Origin of the sequence: Rhizobium sp. 42MFCr.1, assembly GCF_000377185.1 — a bacterium.
GTDB lineage: Bacteria > Pseudomonadota > Alphaproteobacteria > Rhizobiales > Rhizobiaceae > Rhizobium > Rhizobium altiplani.
This window is the reverse complement of the sequence record NZ_KB897831.1, coordinates 115,532-132,943: the sequence shown is the minus strand read 5'-3', so window position 1 is coordinate 132,943 and position 17,412 is coordinate 115,532. Positions and strand designations below refer to the sequence as shown.

Below are 17,412 nucleotides of genomic sequence, written 5' to 3'. Positions count from 1 at the left end.
AGCATGGCGCCGAAGGTGTAGGCATAGTTCAGGTTGCGCGGAACCGGATAGGCGACGAAACTGTCATAGACCATGCGCGGCAAAGGCAGGCGCGCATCGATCCACTTCTCAAGGCCGGTTGATGGCTCGTAGCTGGAATGGCCACTCATAAATCAGTCCCCCTCAACCGATCTTGATTACTTTATCGGAAACGAACGAATAGGTCGGGATCGCCAGGTTCTGCGGCGCCGGACCTTTGCGGATGCGGCCGGCCGTGTCGTAGACCGAGCCATGGCAGGGACAGAACCAACCATTGTATTCGCCGGCCTGGCCGAGCGGGATGCAGCCGAGATGGGTGCACGAGCCGATCATGACGATCCAGTTTTCCTTGTCCTTGCCGGCCGAACGGTCGACGCCGGTCGCCTGCGCGTCGGACGGCAGGTTGGCGTTGCGCGCCACCGGGTCCTTCAGGTCGGAAAGCGGCACCTCATCGGCAGCCTTCACTTCCTCGGGCGTACGGTTGCGGATGAAGATCGGCTTGCCGCGCCACTTGGCCGTCAGCGACATTCCCGGCTCGAGGCTGGAAACGTCAACCTCGATCGAGGCCAGCGCCAACGTCGAAGCATCCGGACGCATCTGGTCGATAAACGGCCATGCAACCGCAACGGCCCCAACCGCCCCCGCCATGCCTGTGGTGAGATAAAGGAAATCACGGCGAGTCGGCTCGCCCGTGATCTCGCCTGTCGTTTCGTGTTCGCTCACGGCTTATAACCATCCTCTACGCAAATTTTGCGGAACTCCGCCCCTGCTCCTCGCGGCGGCGAATCTGTCGCGACACAATTCGACCATAGATTCCCCACCAATCCGGCGCGTTCTAAGCTTGATCGCAAATTATGTCCAGCCTTGGCAAGGCCATGTGGGCACAATGTCGCGGGAATTTTCAGATGATTTTCGAAGACAATCACATGCTTGCCACAGCTGCGCATTGCACCAACTCGAGCCTTCGGCACCAGCGTCGACGGCGTTCCCGCCGACCGGCCACTACGGCTGAAACCATTCCAGTGGACCGAAGGTAACACTGCATCTCAGACGACTTTGGCCTCGTCGCCGAGTTTACGGTGTGCCTTTGAACCGGGCGGTGGCGCCTCGACATCGGTTGCGATGAACCCACCGGATTGCCGTGCCCAGAGTTCGGCATAGAGACCACCCTGTTTCAGCAGAGCTTCGTGCGTCCCCTCTTCTATAATCCCCCCCTCGTCGATGACGATCAATCGGTCGAGGGCGGCGATGGTCGAGAGCCGATGCGCGATGGCAAGCACCGTCTTGCCTTGCATGAGGCCGATCAGATTGGATTGGATCGCCTCTTCCACCTCGGAATCCAGCGCCGATGTTGCTTCGTCGAGAACGAGGATCGGCGCATCCTTCAGCATGACGCGCGCAATCGCGATACGCTGGCGCTGACCGCCGGAAAGCTTCACGCCACGCTCCCCGACGTGCGCGTCGAAACCCCTGCGGCCATTCTGGTCCTGCAGGCGCTCGATGAAGCCAAGCGCTTCCGCGCGCCGAGCCGCTTCGACCAACCGCGCCTCGCCCGCATCAGGGCGCCCAAACAAGATATTGTCCCGGACGGAACGATGCAGGAGCGACGTATCCTGGCTGACAACGCCGATCTGCATGCGCAGGGTTTCCTGCGTGACGGACGCAATGTCCTGGCCGTCGATCAAGATCCGTCCACCTTCGAGGTCGTAGAGCCGCAGCAGGAGGTTGACCAGTGTCGACTTGCCGGCGCCCGAGCGCCCGACGATGCCGACCTTCTCCCCCGGCTCGATCGTGAGCGAGAAGTTGTCGATAACGCCATCTGGTCTGCCGTAGTGGAAAGAGACGTTCTCGAAGCGGATGCCGGGCTGTCGAATAGTAAGGTCGCGGGCACCGGGGCGATCGACCAGTCCAAGCGGCTGCGAGATCAGCTCGGCAGCATTCTGGATCGTGCCGAGGTTGCGCATGATGCCGTTGAACTGGGTCATCAGCCGGCCGAGAAGGAAGTTGAGGCGCAGCACAAGCGCCAGCGAGAAGGCGACCGCGCCGGAACTGATGAGCCCCGCCAGCCAAAGATGAACGCTCAGTCCGGCCATCGTAACGATCATGATGCCCGAAAGCAGTGCCATCGAGGCGCGTACCCCGGTGATGAAGCGCGTGAACCGCAGGACAGTGTGCTGATAGAAGTCGAAGCCTTGCCGCATGTAGCGGTCGCTCTCTTCGTCACGCGCAAACAGCTTCAGTGTCTGGATGTTGCTGTAGGCGTCCACCATGCGCCCGTTGATCATCGACGCCGCTTCCGCCGTTTCCCGGGAATGCAATCGGATGCGGGGCACGAAATAACGCGCGAGAACGCCGAACACGCCGAGCCAGCAGAGCACGACCACGGCAAGCGAGAGATCCAGCCGCGCGACGAGCACCAGCGTTGTCGCCGCATAGATGCCGACGAACCAGACGCTCTCCATCAGCGACGTCACCAGATCGCCCGTGGCCTGGCCCGCCGACCAGACCTTGGTGACGACGCGGCCGGAGAAATCGCTTTGAAAGAACGAGAGCGATTGCCTCGAAACATGCAGGTAGGATTGCCAGCGCGCGAGGTTATAGAAGCCGGGCGTGATCACCTGCTGATCGACGAGCGCAATCAACAGCGCGACGACAAAGCGGACGATGCCGATAAGGACGAGCATACCGAAGAGTTCGGCGCCGTGCGCGGCAAGAAGGCCGCTCCAGCCTGCGGCCGGCGTGATCGTCGCGAGGATATCGACAAGCCGGCCGACGAACCAGAAGAGCGCCGCCTCGATTGCCGCCGACATCCCGCCGAGCACGAGCATCGCGACGAAGGGCGTCTTCGCCTGCCCGATATAGAACCAGATGAATCCAAGCGTGGAACGCGGGGGCTGAATGTTTTCCCGCGGCGCAAAGGGATTAATCCAATTTTCAAAGACACGAAGGAGTCGTTTTATCAGCATAAATGCGATATAGGCTTATTAGCCAGGGCGGGAAAGCAACGGGCCCAGGGCGCAACCTTATATTTTCGTAACAATCGGTAACAACAACGGCATCGTTGTTGAATGAGACTGACCTCGTCACAATCTCGAGGTACAATGGATTCTTACGGGAGACGGCCGCGATGCAAGCAAGGAAGACAGTATTGTCGAGTATTCCGCTGCCCCTTGCGGAACGACTTGATGCAATCGTTGAACAGTTGGAAATGTCCTACGACGAGGCAATCGCCGAGGCGATCTCTACGTGGGTCGATCGCGAGGAAGAGCGACGTCTGTTCGCATTGCGTACGCTTGTGTCGACCAATAGCATGCTTGTCGAAGGAAACCGGGTGAAAGACTGGGCAGACAGCCTCTGACACCACATCCATGGACACGAAAAGAGAAGCCCTCCCCGCATCCGCAGGGAGGGCTTCTTTCTATTCGGCCGCCTCTTCCGCCTCTTCCGAGTGATCCGCCAAGAAGCCGCCGGACTGACGGTTCCACAGGTCAGCGTAAATACCGCCCTGCTGGACCAGCTCTGCGTGGGCGCCGGCCTCGATGATCCTGCCCTTGTCGAGCACGATCAGACGGTCCATCTCGGTCAGGGTCGACAGGCGATGCGCGATCGCAATCACCGTCTTGCCTTCCATCAGCGCAAATAGGTTTTCCTGAATCGCTGCCTCGACCTCGGAGTCGAGCGCCGATGTCGCCTCGTCGAGCACCAGGATCGGCGCGTCCTTCAGGAAGACGCGGGCGATCGCGACGCGCTGACGCTGGCCGCCGGAGAGCTTCACGCCGCGTTCGCCTACCTGCGCGTCGAGCCCTGTGCGGCCCTGCATGTCGACAAGCCCTTCGATGAAGTCCCAGGCATTCGCACGCCTGGCGGCTTCGATCACCTGGGCGTCGGTCGCGTCCGGGCGGCCATAGGCGATGTTGTCGCGGATCGACCGGTGCAGCAGGGACGTATCCTGCGTCACGACGCCGATCAGTTCACGCAGGCTTTCCTGGGACACGCCCGAGATGTCCTGCCCATCGATCGTGATGCGGCCGGCCTCCAGATCGTAGAAGCGCAGCAACAGGTTCATCAGCGTCGTCTTGCCGGCACCGGAGCGACCGACCAGGCCGACCTTCTCACCCGCCTTGATGTCTAGGGAGAGATTGTCGATGACACCTTTGCCCTTGCCATAGTGGAAGCGGATGCGCTCGTAGTGGATTGCACCCTTCCTCGCTGACAACTGCGGCGCGTTCGGCTTGTCGACGATGTCATGCTTCTTCGTCATCATCTCCATGCCGTCATAGACCGTGCCGATGTTCTCGAACAGCGCCGAGACTTCCCACATGATCCACTGCGACATGCCGTTGACACGCATGGCAAGACCGATCGCAATAGCAATGGCACCGACCGAGATCTGTCCGTTCAGCCAGAACCAGATGGACAGGCCGGACACCACGAACAACGCCACGCAGTTGTTCATATAGACGGATATATGAAACAACGTGACGCGACGCATCTGCGAGTGGACAGTTTCGAGGAACTCCTCCATGCCGCTACGCGCATAGGTCTCTTCGCGGCCGGCATGCGAGAACAGCTTCACCGTCGCGATGTTCGTGTAGCTGTCGACCACCCGCCCCGTCATCATAGAGCGCGCATCCGCCTGCTGTGCCGCGATCTTGCGAAGCCGCGGCACGAAGTAGGACACGATTCCGATATAGACAGCGAGCCAAACGAGGATCGGTATCATCAGCCGCCAGTCGGCAGCAGCGATCACAATGATCATCGACAGGAAGTAGGTGACGACATAGACGAAGACATCGAGGATCTTCATCGTCGTTTCGCGAACCGCAAGCGACGTCTGCATCACCTTCGTCGCAACGCGTCCGGCGAATTCGTTGGCGAAAAAGGTCATGCTGTGACGCAGCAGGAAACGGTGCATCTGCCAGCGTGCGATCATCGGATAGTTGCCGAGTAGCACCTGATGCATGATGAGTGAATCCAGCCCCGCCGCCAGCGGCAGGCCGATGAGGATCAACGATCCCATCCATGCCAACCTCGGCCATTCCGACTCCAGAAATGTCGCCTTGTCGGCTTTAGTCAGCCAGTCCACGATATCACCGAGGAACTGGAAGAGCGCCACCTCGCCGACGGCGATCAGCGCCGTCAGCACTGCCATGATGGCGAGCCACGGTGCTGCCGGCTTAGTGTAGTGCCAGCAAAATGCAAAAAGACCCTTCGGAGGAGCAACCGGCTCCTCGGTCGGGAAAGGATGAAGTCGCTGCTCGAACCAGCCAAACATGAAAATGCTCCGAAACCTGATCGGTCCAGCCTCCCCGGCTCGCGCAAAACGGCGCTTGAGAGCTCATATGGGAACCGGACGTTCACGGGACGAGGCCATAACGGCCGCGCAAAGGTTAGAAATGGGAACTCAGGAGAGAAATGGCACTACGCGTGCCAGGTCGCCACTCGCGGGGTCACGCATCGAGAGCGCATACGCGGCAATATTTCCATCTTGGCGCTCCCTTCTGGCGATTAAAAGATGTGCACCCTTAACGCGAATCAAGCAGAATTTCCAGCCCCGACCGGCCGGAAATTGAACAATTATCGGCCAAAATGCGCCCTATTGCGCTGAAATCACAGTTGCAATAGGCGTCCTTCGACGAAAACCGAAAAATACGGCCTAGACCATGGCGATCCTCAGACTAGCGCTCTATCAGCCTGACATACCCGGCAATACGGGAACCATCCTGCGTCTCGCCGCCTGTCTTGGCTTCGCTGTCGACATTATCGAGCCTGCTGGTTTCGACATATCCGACCGCAACCTCAAACGGGCAGGCATGGACTATATCGCCGCAGCCGCCCTCACCCGCCATGTCAATTGGGATCGCTTCGAGGACTGGCGAAAGGCTACCGGTCGGCGTTTGGTGCTGGCGTCCACCAAGTCGTCCGACCGCTATACCGACTTCGCATTCCGTGACGACGACATCCTTCTTTTCGGCCGCGAGAGCGCCGGCGTCCCTGATCATGTCCACGCGGCAGCCGACGCCCGGATCCTCGTTCCCATGGTGGAAGGCCAACGCTCGATAAACGTCGCCGTCTCGGCTGCGATGATCGTCGGAGAAGCCATGCGGCAGACCGTCTGGCGCTGATTTCCGACCTTCGCGACCTCGACGACGATACCGCTTCAAAATATGTCGCGAACGACGTTGTGAATTTCCCCAAGCAGCGTATAGTTTTTAGCCGAGCAATAAAAATTGCGCGCGTAACGCCATATTTTCAAACACTTGAGAACCTATATTCGAATAGGAACACCCTTCCCGCATAAGAGGCAAAGAAACGGCAGCATGGAATCGACGATCGTCATGATCAACCTGTTCGGCGCGGTAGCGCTGCTGCTGTTCGGCCTGGCCCAGGTGAAGGACGGCGTGTCGCGTGCGTTTGGGGCGCGGTTGCGCACCGGCCTTGCCACCGGCACGCGCAGCGGCCTGCGCTCGTTCGTCTCGGGCTTCTTTGCGACGATTGCGCTGCAGAGTTCGACGGCAACCGCGCTGATGGTCGCCTCCTTCGTCGAGCGCGAGCTGGTGAAGCCGCGCATGGCGCAGATCGTCCTGCTCGGCGCCAATGTCGGAACCGCGGTGACCGCCTGGATCGTCGCCACCGGCATCGCGTGGCTGTCACCACTGGTGATCCTTGCCGGCATGGTGCTGCATCGCAGCGGCTCGTCGTCGCGCCAGGGCGGCGGCACCGCACTGATCGGCATCGGCCTGATGCTGTTGTCGCTGCATCTTTTGAGCAGCGCCACCGAACCGATGCGGCAGTCGCCGGCGCTCGGCGCCTTCATTGCCCTGCTCGACAATGCCTGGCCGGTCGCACTCGCCTTTTCCGCAGTCATCGCCTTCATCTCGTCGTCGAGCCTTGCCGCCGTCGTCCTCATTCTCTCGCTGGCCTCGACGGGCATCCTGTCAGCAGGGCTGATCATCGTTCTGGTGCTCGGCGCCAATCTCGGCGGCGCCATTCCGCCGGTGATCGCCTCGCTTGCCGGTCCGGCAGCCGCCAGGCGCGTCACGCTCGGCAATCTGATCGTACGCGCCATCGGCTGCCTGATCGCATTGCCGCTCGCAGGCTACGGCGCCGACCTGCTTGGAACGCTGCCGCTGACGCCGGCGAAACTGCCGGTCGACGCCCATCTAGGCTTCAACCTGATGCTGGCTGCGCTCGCCTGGCCGTTCTCCCGCCCCCTCTCGCGGTTGATGCTCAGGCTGGTGCCGGAGGAGGCCCAGGCGGAGGGCGGACCACGCTATCTCGACCAGCAGGAGCTGGCGACACCGGTCGTGGCGCTGGCCAGTGCGACAAGGGAGGTGCTCGGCGTCGGTGACCTGATCGAACGCATGCTGATGCGCGCCTCGGATGCCTTCGAGGCCAACAACCTGGCGAACCTGAAGGAAATCCCGTCGCTGGAAAAGCGGGTCGACAGCCTGCAGCAGGAGGTGAAGATCTATCTCTCCAAGCTCGGCCATGCCGGGCTCAGCGAAGAGGACGGGCGCCGCTCGATCGTGATCATCGACTACGCCATCAATCTCGAACACATCGGCGACATCATCGAGAAGGGGCTGATGCCGCAGGTGACGAAGAAGGTTTCGCTCGGCTTGAAATTCTCCGAGGAAGGCTATGAGGAGCTGCGCAAGCTCTTCCACCTTACGATCGACAATCTGCGCATTGCCCAGACGATCCTCGTCACCGGCGACTTCAATCTCGCCAGGCAGTTGATGGAGGTGAAGGTCGAGGTTCGCCGGATGGAAAAGCAATCGTCGGAGCGGCATCTGGAGCGCCTGCGCGACGGTCGCGCCGACAGCCTGCAGACAAGCTCGCTGCACCTCGACATGCTGCGCGACCTAAAGCGCATCAACGCCCACATCGTCTCCGTCGCCCACCCCATCCTCGACGAAAGCGGCCTGCTCATCGAAAGCAGGTTGAAGGGTGCGGCCGAGTAGACCGATCAATCGGCGGACGGCAGCCGGCGCATGGTGAATTCGATCTGGTCGCCTTCCAACTGACGCCAACTCTCGACCTCCGTCCAGTACGCGGCCTTGGGATACTCGTCGAACCATTCGCGCGCCTTGGCGCGCGCGTCGAGCAGATTGAGGCAATAGGTTTGTCGCACGAAACGATCGTTATTCCGGGGTGTGCCTTCCGCCCGGTGGGTAGCAATCCGTCGCTTGAGACCGTCGAACGACGGAGGTCCAGGGATTTTCGTCATGAGCCTACCTCTGTGACAAAAAGTTAGTATCGAAAGCCGCCTTTTGCGAGTCGAATCTGAGGAGCCCTCAGGCATCGCCTCTGCTGGCAGGACCCTGCCCTACCTGCTATCAGAGCAGCAAAGACGAAAGCGCGAGTCGATGGCGACCCGCTCGGAGAGAGATGAAATGGAACGACCCGAACTTCCGATCGGCCTGCCGGACGATATCGAAGAGAAGAAGTCAGTCGCCCGCGCCTGGTTTGAAAGTCTTCGCGATACTATCTGCGCCTCATTCGAAGCGCTCGAAGACGAACTCTCGGGCCCACTCTCCGATAGAGAACCCGGCCTCTTCGTGGCGAAGGAATGGACGCGCGAAAATGGCGCCGGTGGCGGCGGCCGCATGTCGATGATGCATGGCCGCGTCTTCGAGAAGGTTGGCGTGCATACATCCACCGTCTATGGCGAATTCGCGCCTGATCTGCGCGCCCAGATGCCCGGCGCCAAGGAAGATCCGCGTTTCTGGGCCTCTGGCATCTCGCTGATCGCCCATCCGGTCAACCCCAACGTACCGGCCGTTCACATGAACACGCGCATGGTCGTAACCTCGAGCCGCTGGTTCGGCGGCGGCGCCGACCTGACGCCAGTGCTCGACCGCCGCCGTACGCAGGAAGATGAGGACAGCCAGCTGTTTCACAAGGCGATGGAGATCGCCTGCCGCAGCCACTCGGGCGTCGCCGATTACGCCGCCTACAAGAAATGGTGCGACGAGTATTTCTTCCTCAAGCACCGCAACGAAGCGCGCGGCATCGGGGGCATCTTCTATGACTGGCTGCATTCCGGCGAGGAAGCCGGCGGATGGGACGCCGATTTCGCCTTCACCCGCGACGTCGGACGGGCTTTCGCCATGGTTTATCCACGCATTGTTCGCACCAACTTCAATAAGCCGTGGACAGACGCGGATCGTGACGAACAATTGATTCGCCGTGGGCGCTATGTTGAGTTCAATTTACTCTATGATCGAGGTACAATCTTTGGCCTCAAGACAGGAGGAAACGTCGAGTCCATTCTCTCATCCTTGCCCCCTCTTGTCCGTTGGCCGTGATCAGACAAAAAAGACGTCTGAAGGGCTTAAATTCGGAGACTGGACCACTAACTCTGTGCATGTACGCGTAACAATCGGAGGAGGATTGTCATGACGGTACAAAGTAGCTCTGCGGCATCGGCGGGTGCGCCAGAGCAACCCCCATCTATGGATGCACCCGAATTTTTGAGCCGGATTGCAGAACGGCTCCGGGCGAAAAGCGGCTCCGACCTTCCCCTTTCCTGCTTTGTGGAACAAGTGAAACTCCAGCTGGCAGGCGGCAAGACACCGGAAGAACTGGACCGTCTGGCAAAGCGTCCGGACAACAAGGCGGCGACAGATTGCTTCAGATCCTGGGCGATGCCCGAATAACAAGAAAATGACCAACCGGCCGGTCCTTCGCGCCGGCCGGAACCTTCTTACCCCTCGAGCATTCAGCCATTGCATCATCGCGCAATCGCATGAAACCGAAGGAGGAAAAGAATGAGACTCTTCGAATGCGGAACGCTCGTTCCTGGATGCGACTGGCATACCCGCGCGAATGACGATGCCGAAATCGTCCGTCGCGTTGTCGAACATATGCGCAACGCCCACGGCGAGACCGTGATCCGCGAAAACATGGTAGAAAACATCAAGGCCCGCATCCGCAACGAGGCGACAGCGGCCTAAACTACCCCACCAGATCCTTCAGCCGGGCGAGCAACGCCGCCCGGTCCGGTATGAAGTTTTCCTCGATCCAGGCGTTTTCCAAGACCGACAGCGTCTCGCCGACCTGCTTCCCGGCCGGGACACCGGCAGCCATGACGTCGCCGCCATTGATCGGGAATTGCGGTTTCTTCCAGTTATCCGCCAGTTCGAGCAGCTTGCCGAGCCTTGCCGAGCGAGCCATCTCCTGTGTGTCACCTTCCGCCTTGCCGCGTGCTGTTGCCAGCGCAAGTTTCAAGCGGGTATTGATGCCGTCGGCGCCGTGCCGAAAAAGCAGTCGTGAAAGGGCGGCCGAGGACAATTCATCATTGATAACAGGCGCCTTGGCCCATGCCTTGAACCAGGCGGCCTCGGCATTGGCCAGCTTGAGGCGCGCCGCCATCTTCTCCAGCCGATCGGCATCGGGCGGAATGATGGCAGCAAGACGCAGAAGCGGATCTGGCTTCCAGGCAAGCGCTTGCTCCGTACCGATCAATGTCGGAATGGTGTCGATCCCCCATTTCTCAGTCTCTGGCAGGATTTCGCTGAGCACGCCGACCTGTCGCATCCACAGAAGTGCCCGTCCGGGATCTTCGGCGCTGAGTAGCTTGCGCAGTTCCGACCAGACCCTTTCGGCTGAAAGCGTCTTCAGCTTGGCGCGAGCCGATGCGCAGGCTCTCAACCCATCAGCATCCGGACGACCGGAGCCATAGTAGGCGAAGAACCGGAAAAATCGCAGGATACGCAGATAGTCCTCGGCAACACGCGTCGCCGCGTCCCCAATGAAGCGGATATTGCGCTTCTCGATATCGGCGAGACCACCGACCAGGTCGATCACATCGCCTTTGGCGTCGACATAGAGCGCGTTGATCGTGAGGTCGCGGCGTTCCGCGTCTGTCCGCCAATCGGAACTGAAGGCTACCTTTGCACGCCGCCCATCGGTTTCCACGTCTGCCCTCAGCGTCGTGACCTCGAACGGCTTGCCATCGATGACGAGGGTCACAGTGCCGTGCGCCACGCCGGTCGGCACAGCCTTGATCCCAGCGGCAACCGCCCGCTCGATGACCTGCTCCGGCGTAAGGGTCGTGGCGACATCAATGTCACTGACCGGAAGCCGCATGAGGCTGTTGCGGACCGCCCCACCGACGACGCGCCCTTCTCCATCAGAGTTGAGCAACGCAAAAACACGCGTCAGAGCCGGATCCTTGAACCATGCCTCGTTGCCAAGGTTGGTCATGCATAGAGCCTTTCATAGAGGGTGCGAACGATGCCGGCGGTAATGCCCCAGATCATCCGGCTTTCATAGGGCATCCGGTAGAATTGTCGTTCGAGACCGTCAAGCACGCGCCTGTCGCGGCTGTGGTTGGCCGGGTTCATGAGAAAGGACAGCGGTACTTCGAACACGTCATCCACCTCGGTGGGGTTGAGTTTCAATTCGAAGCCGCGCCGAACAACGGCGAGCACTGGCGTTATACGGAAGCCGGTCGACGCCAGATAGTTCGGAAGCCGCGCCACGGTCTCGACAAAGGAGCCGTCGATGCCGATCTCCTCTTCGGTTTCCCGGATTGCGGCCTTTTCGGCGGAGCCGTCGATGGCGTCAATCTTTCCACCCGGGAACGCGATCTGTCCGGAATGCTTGCGCAGCGTCGCCGTGCGCTGCGTGAAAATCACATGCGCATCGTCACCATCGTCGATAACAGGCACCAGCACCGCGGCATCGCGAAGTTTGAAGGTCTCCACCTGCGTGACGATATCGGGGTTGAGAATGTGATCGCCGTGATCACGCCAGGAGAGATCCACCGGACCACCGCTCTGGTGAAGAGCGCGACGGCGGAATTCAGCCGCTGAATAGAGCGAACGGTTTTCGGTCAAAACATTGTTCATCGGGAGAGTGCATCCAGTTCTTCCGCCGGCATGACAGGAAAGGTCACACCGCCGGAGCGCAGACAGAACATCGTCTTACCGTCGACTTCAAGGCGTTCGCCGAGCTCGACGAGTTCGTACATGATCGGTCGCGAAACCAGCGCCTCCAGCCGCCCGCGAACATGAAGATAGGGCTTCAACTCGCTGTTTTCGCCATGAACTACAAAACGCAGCGGATGCTCCGGCCCAGCCTCGACCACGTCACCGACATTGGTCCGGAAAGTTAACAGCGGCTCGCCATCCCTTTCTCCGGCATTCATTTCAACGGCGACGAACGGCGCATCGACAACCCGGATACCAACCCGTTCGACGGGGGTTACAAGGTAGGTCTTCTCATCTTCGTCCTTGCGCAGGACCGTGGAGAACAACCTGACGAGCGGCGCCCGGCCGATCGGCGTTCCCATGTAGAACCATGTTCCGTCCGCTCGGATTTCCATGTCGATATCGCCGCAGAACGGCGGATTCCACTTGTCGACGGGCGGAAGGCCTCGGGCTTTGGCCCCTGCATCACCGGCGGCGCGCGAAATCAGCGCAGCAAGACCGGCCGCGTCTGTTGTCGCCTTGATCTCTTCGGCTGCCATTCTTCTGTCCCGGTTTGTCTTTAACTCAAGAAGGTCACGAGATAGTCATTCGGAACGAACTTGTCAGCCCGCAACATCTCCATAACTCTATCTGGTATGACGCTTGCGTGTAAGTCTGCCGATTCGCGACGAATGATATCACCCGCTGGAGATGCCTTATGGGTATGATGAAGACCGAAGCCCCCCTCGATGAAAAGGCGATCATCGCCGCGGCCGAGAAGGCCCTTGCAGATATTGCCGCCGTGCGGGGTGAAGTCTCGAAGGTGATCTTCGGCCAGGAAAGCGTCGTCGAGAACACTCTTCTCGCGGTTCTTTCGGGCGGCCATGCCCTGCTGGTCGGTGTGCCGGGCCTTGCCAAGACCAAACTCGTTACTACCCTCGGCGAAGTGCTTGGCCTCGCCTCCAACCGCATCCAGTTCACACCGGATCTGATGCCTTCCGATATCTTGGGCTCCGAAGTGATGGACCAAGATGACAGCGGCCGCCGTTCCTTCCGTTTCGTCAAGGGACCGGTGTTCGCCCAACTCCTCATGGCCGACGAAATCAACCGCGCGTCGCCGCGCACGCAATCGGCCCTGCTGCAGTCCATGCAGGAATACCACATCACCGTTGCCGGCCACCGCTACGATCTGCCCGCGCCCTTCCACGTCCTGGCCACCCAGAACCCGCTGGAGCAGGAAGGCACCTATCCCTTGCCCGAGGCGCAGCTCGACCGCTTCCTTCTCCAGGTAGACGTCCACTATCCGGAGCTCGCCGCCGAGCGACAGATCCTGCTCGAGACGACCGGGACCAGCGAAACGACGCCGCAAGCGATCCTGAACGCGGAGCGCCTCGTCGAAATCCAAACGCTCATTCGCCAGATGCCGGTCAGCGACAAGGTTGTCGACGCCATCCTCGCGCTTGTTCGCTCGGCCCGTCCGGGTCAGGGAAATGCCGCGACCGACAAGAACGTCGCCTGGGGCCCTGGTCCGCGCGCCGGCCAAGCCATGATGCTTTGCGCCCGCGCCCGTGCCCTTTACGAAGGCCGCCTGGCGCCGTCTATTGACGACGTCCATGCCCTCGCGGAACCGGTGCTGCAGCACCGCATGGCGCTGACATTTGCGGCCCGCGCGGAAGGCATGTCGGTTCGCGATGTCATCGAAGGGCTGGTCAAGCAGGCCAAGGGATAAGGAAGCGTCTGCGTGGCACCCATCGGACAGATCGTCAATCCGACCTCGGGCAATGACGCCCTCGCTCGCGCAAGGCAGCGGGCGAGCCTTGTGCCGGATTGTCTGGTCGAGGCCAAGCGGATCGCCAACACGGTGATCGCCGGCTGGCACGGTCGCCGCAAGCGCGGCATCGGCGAGAATTTCTGGCAGTTCCGTCCCTATACCGAGGGCGAAAGTCTATCCCGCATCGATTGGCGCCGTTCGGCGCGCGACGACCATACCTACATCCGCGACCGCGAGTGGGAAGCAGCCCATACGATCTGGCTCTGGGCCGACATGTCTCCCTCGATGATGTACAAGTCGACCTTCGGAAACGCCTCCAAGGAAGGCCGCGCGCTCGTCATCATGCTGGCGCTTGCCGAAATCCTGGCGCGTTCCGGCGAACGCATCGGATGTCCCGGCGTCATGGAACCGATTGCCGCACGCAATGCCGCGGAACGGCTTGCGACGGCATTGATGCACGCGCCGCTGAGCGGAGGGCTGCCCGATACGGCGATGATCCGCGGCTGGAGCGAACTCGTCTTGATTGGCGATTTTCTCGATGACGCGCGAGCAGTGATGGCGCGCATCGCCCCCTTGGCGCGGCGCGGTCTGCGCGGCCACGTGATCGAGATCGCCGATCCGGCCGAGGAGCTCTTCCCGTATGATGGCCGCACCGAATTCACCGACCCCGAGACAGGGTCGAAGCTGACATCCGGCCGCGCCGAGCATGTTCGCGAAGCCTATACCCGCGCCTATCTCGACCGCCGGGACGATCTCGGCCAGGCGCTGCGCCACATGGGCTGGACCTTCGTCAGCCACCGCACAGACCACCTAGCCTCTGAAGCGCTGGTCGCCGTCCACATGTACCTTTCGGGCATGCCCGCAAGGATGACGCAGGGAGAACGCGCGTGAACGCTCTCCCCTTTGCTTTTGCCTATCCCGCAATCCTCGGCGCCCTTGTGGCCTTGCCGATCATCTGGTGGCTTCTCAGACTGACGCCGCCGCGCCCGAAGACAGAAGTCTTCCCACCTCTGAAGATTCTCGCCACGGTCCTGAAGCGGGAAGAAACCCCTGCCCAGAGTCCCTGGTGGCTGACGCTGCTGCGCATGCTGCTTGCGACCGCAGTCATCCTGGCCATCGCCGATCCGGTCTTCAATCCGCGCACCAATTCAATCGCTTCCGGCGGTCCGCTCGTGCTCTTTGTTGACAACGGCTGGGCCACCTCGCCGGATTGGGATCGCCGCGTGAAGACCGCTGACGCCCTGATCGACGACGCGGAATCCGCTGGTACTCCGGTGGCGATCGCCTTCACCGCCGACCCGACCAACGATGCCGTCCCCGGAACGGCAGCCGTCGCCCGCGACAAGCTGCGTGCCGCAGAACCGAAGCCGCTTGTGCCGGATCGCCAGCGTGCTTTCGAGGCTCTCCGCGCCGCGCTGAACGGCGTCCATCCCGGCACTCTCGCCTTCCTTACGGATGGCGCCGCCGCAAGAGAGAACGACACGACCGTCCGCCAGCTTTCCGACCTCTCGCCTGCCCAATTGCGATTGATCTCAGGAGACGCAAACGAAACGATTGCGATCACGTCCGCAAGCAATGCCGCCGACGCGATGACGGTCACCGCCACGCGCCTCGACAGTGGCGCTGCCGCCTCGCGCCCGATCACCGCGCAGGACACGCAGGGACGCGCGATCGCGACCGGCTCGATCGACTTCCAGCCGGGTCAGAGCGTCGCGACCGGATCAATCACCGCACCGTTTGAGATGCGCAACGATTTCGCGCGCGTCAGCATCGACAACCACGCGACGGCTGGCGCCGTGCATCTGCTCGACGACGGTTTCAAGCGTCGCCGCGTGGTTCTGCTATCAGGTGAGGTCGGTGACACTTTCCAACCGCTGCTTTCGCCGCTTTATTACATCCAGCGCGCTTTGCAGCCTTATGCCGATTTGATCGAGCCGAACACGCCTGATCTCGCGACCTCGATCCCGGATCTCCTGTCGCAGAATCCATCTGTCATCATCATGGCGGATATCGGTCGCCTACCCCAGGAAACCTACGAGCCGCTGCAGCGCTGGATCGCAAATGGCGGAACACTTGTCCGCTTCGCCGGGCCGCGCCTTGCCGCCGCACCCGCCGACGATCCGCTGGTGCCGGTGACGTTGCGCCAGGGCGAGCGTGCATTGGGTGGCGCGCTCTCATGGGCCGAACCGCAGCCCCTCGCCGAATTTCCAACCTTCGGCCCCTTCGCCGGCATGCCGAAGCCGACCGATGTTACCGTCAAGCGGCAGGTTCTCGCAGAGCCGACGCCGGATCTTGCCGAGCGCACCTGGGCGAGCCTCGCCGATGGCACGCCGCTGGTCACGACGAAGCCGATCAATGCAGGCAGGATCGTCCTGTTCCATGTCAGCGCAGAAGCGACGTGGTCTGACCTGCCGATCTCGGGCAATTTTGTCGAGATGCTGCGCCGCCTCGTCCAGTTGTCGCGTTCCGGTGGCGTTACCGCTGAAGCCGGCGGTGCATCGACCGCCGAGGCGCTGCCGCCTTTCCGATTGTTGACCGCCAAAGGCGCACTCACGACCGAAACCGGCACGGCGCGTCCGCTGATCCCGAACGCGAAGGTCACGCCGGTCGCAAGCTTCGACAACCCGCCCGGCCTTTACGGCTCCGAAGAAGGATTTACCGCGCTGAACATCCTGCCGAAGAATGCCGAACTGAAGCCGCTTGATACGTCGGGTCTCACAGTCGTGCGCGAAGGGCTGATCGGCGGCGAAACCTGGTCGGCAAAGCCCGCGCTGTTCCTGATCGCCTTCCTGTTGCTGCTGGCCGACAGCCTGATCGTAATGTTCATGAGCGGCGCTTTCTCGAGGCTGCGCCCGGCGGCGCGAACAGCGGCGCTTGTCGCTGTGGCGGTCAGTGCGGCCTTCTTCCTGCAGCCGGGGCAATCGCATGCCGACGACTCCAAGCCCGGCGACGATCAGATCTTCCAGCGGCTCGACAATACGCACCTCGCCTATGTCGTCACCGGCGAACAGGACGTCGACCACATATCCGAACGCGGGCTGGAGGGCCTGACGGAATTCCTGACATACCGCACCACGTTGGAGCCATCACCGCCTGTCGGCGTGGATCTCACCAAGGATGAGCTCACCTTCTATCCGATCATCTATTGGCCGATCTCGGCCACCGCGCCGATGCCCTCGGCAGCTGCAATCAACAAGATCGATGCCTATATGCGCGCCGGCGGAACCGTGCTCTTCGATACGCGCGATCAGTTCAGCGCGCTCGACAACAATGGCGGCTCGGTCAGCGCCAACGGCGAGCGCTTGCAGCAAATCCTTGCCAATCTCGATATTCCGCCGCTGGAACCGGTGCCGTCGGACCACGTGCTGACGAAATCGTTCTACCTGCTCTCAAGCTTCCCCGGCCGCTACACGGGTAGCCCGCTCTGGATTGAAGCACGCCAGGAAAGTCGTCCCGAAAACGCCAAGTCGGCGGCCACGGCCGACGGCGTTTCCCCGATCCTCATCACCGGCAACGATTTTGCCGGTGCCTGGGCCGTCGATGACAATGGGGTACCGTTGTTGCCGACGGTCCCCCCGGACGAGACACAGCGCGAATACGCCTACCGCAGCGGCGTCAACATCATGATGTACATGCTAACCGGCAACTACAAGACCGATCAGGTCCACGTCCCCGCCCTGCTGGAACGGTTGGGACAGTGAT

16 protein-coding genes and 1 pseudogene are annotated in these 17,412 nt (G+C 61.3%); 9 read left to right on the top strand and 8 right to left on the bottom strand.

What is annotated here, in order from left to right:
• The 3 genes and pseudogenes from C934_RS34680 to C934_RS0115735 all read right to left on the bottom strand — a co-directional run.
• Positions 1-149: pseudogene (locus tag C934_RS34680) on the bottom strand (cytochrome b); the annotation flags it as partial.
• Between the two features lie 13 nt (positions 150-162).
• Positions 163-741 carry a ubiquinol-cytochrome c reductase iron-sulfur subunit gene (gene petA / locus C934_RS0115740; protein WP_018857617.1) on the bottom strand — a complete coding sequence of 193 codons (579 nt, stop codon included), beginning with the start codon at positions 739-741 and terminating at the stop codon, positions 163-165.
• A 323-nt stretch (positions 742-1,064) separates the two neighbouring features.
• Positions 1,065-2,984, bottom strand: coding sequence for an ABC transporter ATP-binding protein (locus C934_RS0115735; RefSeq protein ID WP_018857616.1), 1,920 nt, complete (start codon positions 2,982-2,984; stop codon positions 1,065-1,067).
• A gap of 182 nt (positions 2,985-3,166) precedes the next feature.
• Between C934_RS0115735 and C934_RS0115730 the strand changes: the two genes are divergently transcribed.
• Complete coding sequence (locus C934_RS0115730; RefSeq protein WP_018857615.1) at positions 3,167-3,376, top strand: ribbon-helix-helix protein, CopG family; 210 nt, start codon at positions 3,167-3,169, stop codon at positions 3,374-3,376.
• A gap of 60 nt (positions 3,377-3,436) precedes the next feature.
• On the opposite strand, the gene C934_RS0115725 is transcribed toward C934_RS0115730, so the two are convergent.
• On the bottom strand, positions 3,437-5,293 hold the full coding sequence (locus C934_RS0115725; RefSeq protein WP_018857614.1) for an ABC transporter ATP-binding protein: 1,857 nt from the start codon (positions 5,291-5,293) through the stop codon (positions 3,437-3,439).
• A gap of 388 nt (positions 5,294-5,681) precedes the next feature.
• Between C934_RS0115725 and C934_RS0115720 the strand changes: the two genes are divergently transcribed.
• On the top strand, positions 5,682-6,143 hold the full coding sequence (locus C934_RS0115720) for a tRNA (cytidine(34)-2'-O)-methyltransferase (RefSeq protein WP_018857613.1): 462 nt from the start codon (positions 5,682-5,684) through the stop codon (positions 6,141-6,143).
• Between the two features lie 195 nt (positions 6,144-6,338).
• On the top strand, positions 6,339-7,985 hold the full coding sequence (locus C934_RS0115715; protein ID WP_018857612.1) for a Na/Pi cotransporter family protein: 1,647 nt from the start codon (positions 6,339-6,341) through the stop codon (positions 7,983-7,985).
• Positions 7,986-7,990: 5 nt separating this feature from the next.
• Here the strand turns inward: C934_RS0115715 and C934_RS0115710 are convergent, their stop codons facing one another.
• Entirely contained in the window at positions 7,991-8,251 is a 261-nt protein-coding gene (locus tag C934_RS0115710; protein WP_026371829.1) for a hypothetical protein, read from the bottom strand.
• 166 nt (positions 8,252-8,417) lie between these two features.
• Between C934_RS0115710 and hemF the strand changes: the two genes are divergently transcribed.
• The 3 genes from hemF (at position 8,418) to C934_RS0115695 (ending at position 9,980) form a co-directional block, all read left to right on the top strand.
• Positions 8,418-9,332 carry an oxygen-dependent coproporphyrinogen oxidase gene (hemF, locus tag C934_RS0115705; protein WP_018857610.1) on the top strand — a complete coding sequence of 305 codons (915 nt, stop codon included), beginning with the start codon at positions 8,418-8,420 and terminating at the stop codon, positions 9,330-9,332.
• Positions 9,333-9,422: 90 nt separating this feature from the next.
• The gene (locus C934_RS0115700; protein ID WP_025660392.1) at positions 9,423-9,683 is read left to right on the top strand and encodes a hypothetical protein; all 261 of its coding nucleotides are present in this window, start codon (positions 9,423-9,425) and stop codon (positions 9,681-9,683) included.
• Positions 9,684-9,794: 111 nt separating this feature from the next.
• Positions 9,795-9,980 carry a DUF1059 domain-containing protein gene (locus C934_RS0115695; protein ID WP_018857608.1) on the top strand — a complete coding sequence of 62 codons (186 nt, stop codon included), beginning with the start codon at positions 9,795-9,797 and terminating at the stop codon, positions 9,978-9,980.
• 1 nt (position 9,981) lies between these two features.
• Here the strand turns inward: C934_RS0115695 and C934_RS0115690 are convergent, their stop codons facing one another.
• From C934_RS0115690 to C934_RS0115680, 3 genes are read right to left on the bottom strand one after another with little or no spacing between them, the layout of a single operon-like run.
• Positions 9,982-11,232, bottom strand: a complete 1,251-nt coding sequence (locus C934_RS0115690; protein WP_018857607.1) for a CCA tRNA nucleotidyltransferase — start codon at positions 11,230-11,232, stop codon at positions 9,982-9,984.
• Positions 11,229-11,879 carry a CoA pyrophosphatase gene (locus C934_RS0115685; RefSeq protein ID WP_018857606.1) on the bottom strand — a complete coding sequence of 217 codons (651 nt, stop codon included), beginning with the start codon at positions 11,877-11,879 and terminating at the stop codon, positions 11,229-11,231. Before C934_RS0115685 ends, C934_RS0115690 begins: the two co-directional genes overlap by 4 nt.
• Positions 11,876-12,499 carry a DUF1285 domain-containing protein gene (locus tag C934_RS0115680; protein ID WP_018857605.1) on the bottom strand — a complete coding sequence of 208 codons (624 nt, stop codon included), beginning with the start codon at positions 12,497-12,499 and terminating at the stop codon, positions 11,876-11,878. Before C934_RS0115680 ends, C934_RS0115685 begins: the two co-directional genes overlap by 4 nt.
• A 158-nt stretch (positions 12,500-12,657) precedes the next feature.
• Here C934_RS0115680 and C934_RS0115675 point away from each other — a divergent pair, with 158 nt between their 5' ends.
• The 3 genes from C934_RS0115675 to C934_RS0115665 are packed head-to-tail and all read left to right on the top strand — an operon-like array spanning position 12,658 to position 17,411.
• Positions 12,658-13,668, top strand: a complete 1,011-nt coding sequence (locus C934_RS0115675; RefSeq protein WP_018857604.1) for an AAA family ATPase — start codon at positions 12,658-12,660, stop codon at positions 13,666-13,668.
• A 12-nt stretch (positions 13,669-13,680) separates the two neighbouring features.
• Entirely contained in the window at positions 13,681-14,601 is a 921-nt protein-coding gene (locus C934_RS0115670) for a DUF58 domain-containing protein (protein WP_018857603.1), read from the top strand.
• Positions 14,598-17,411: a DUF4159 domain-containing protein gene (locus C934_RS0115665; RefSeq protein ID WP_018857602.1), complete on the top strand. Its 2,814-nt coding sequence runs from the start codon at positions 14,598-14,600 to the stop codon at positions 17,409-17,411. Before C934_RS0115670 ends, C934_RS0115665 begins: the two co-directional genes overlap by 4 nt.
• Position 17,412: the final 1 nt, after the last annotated feature.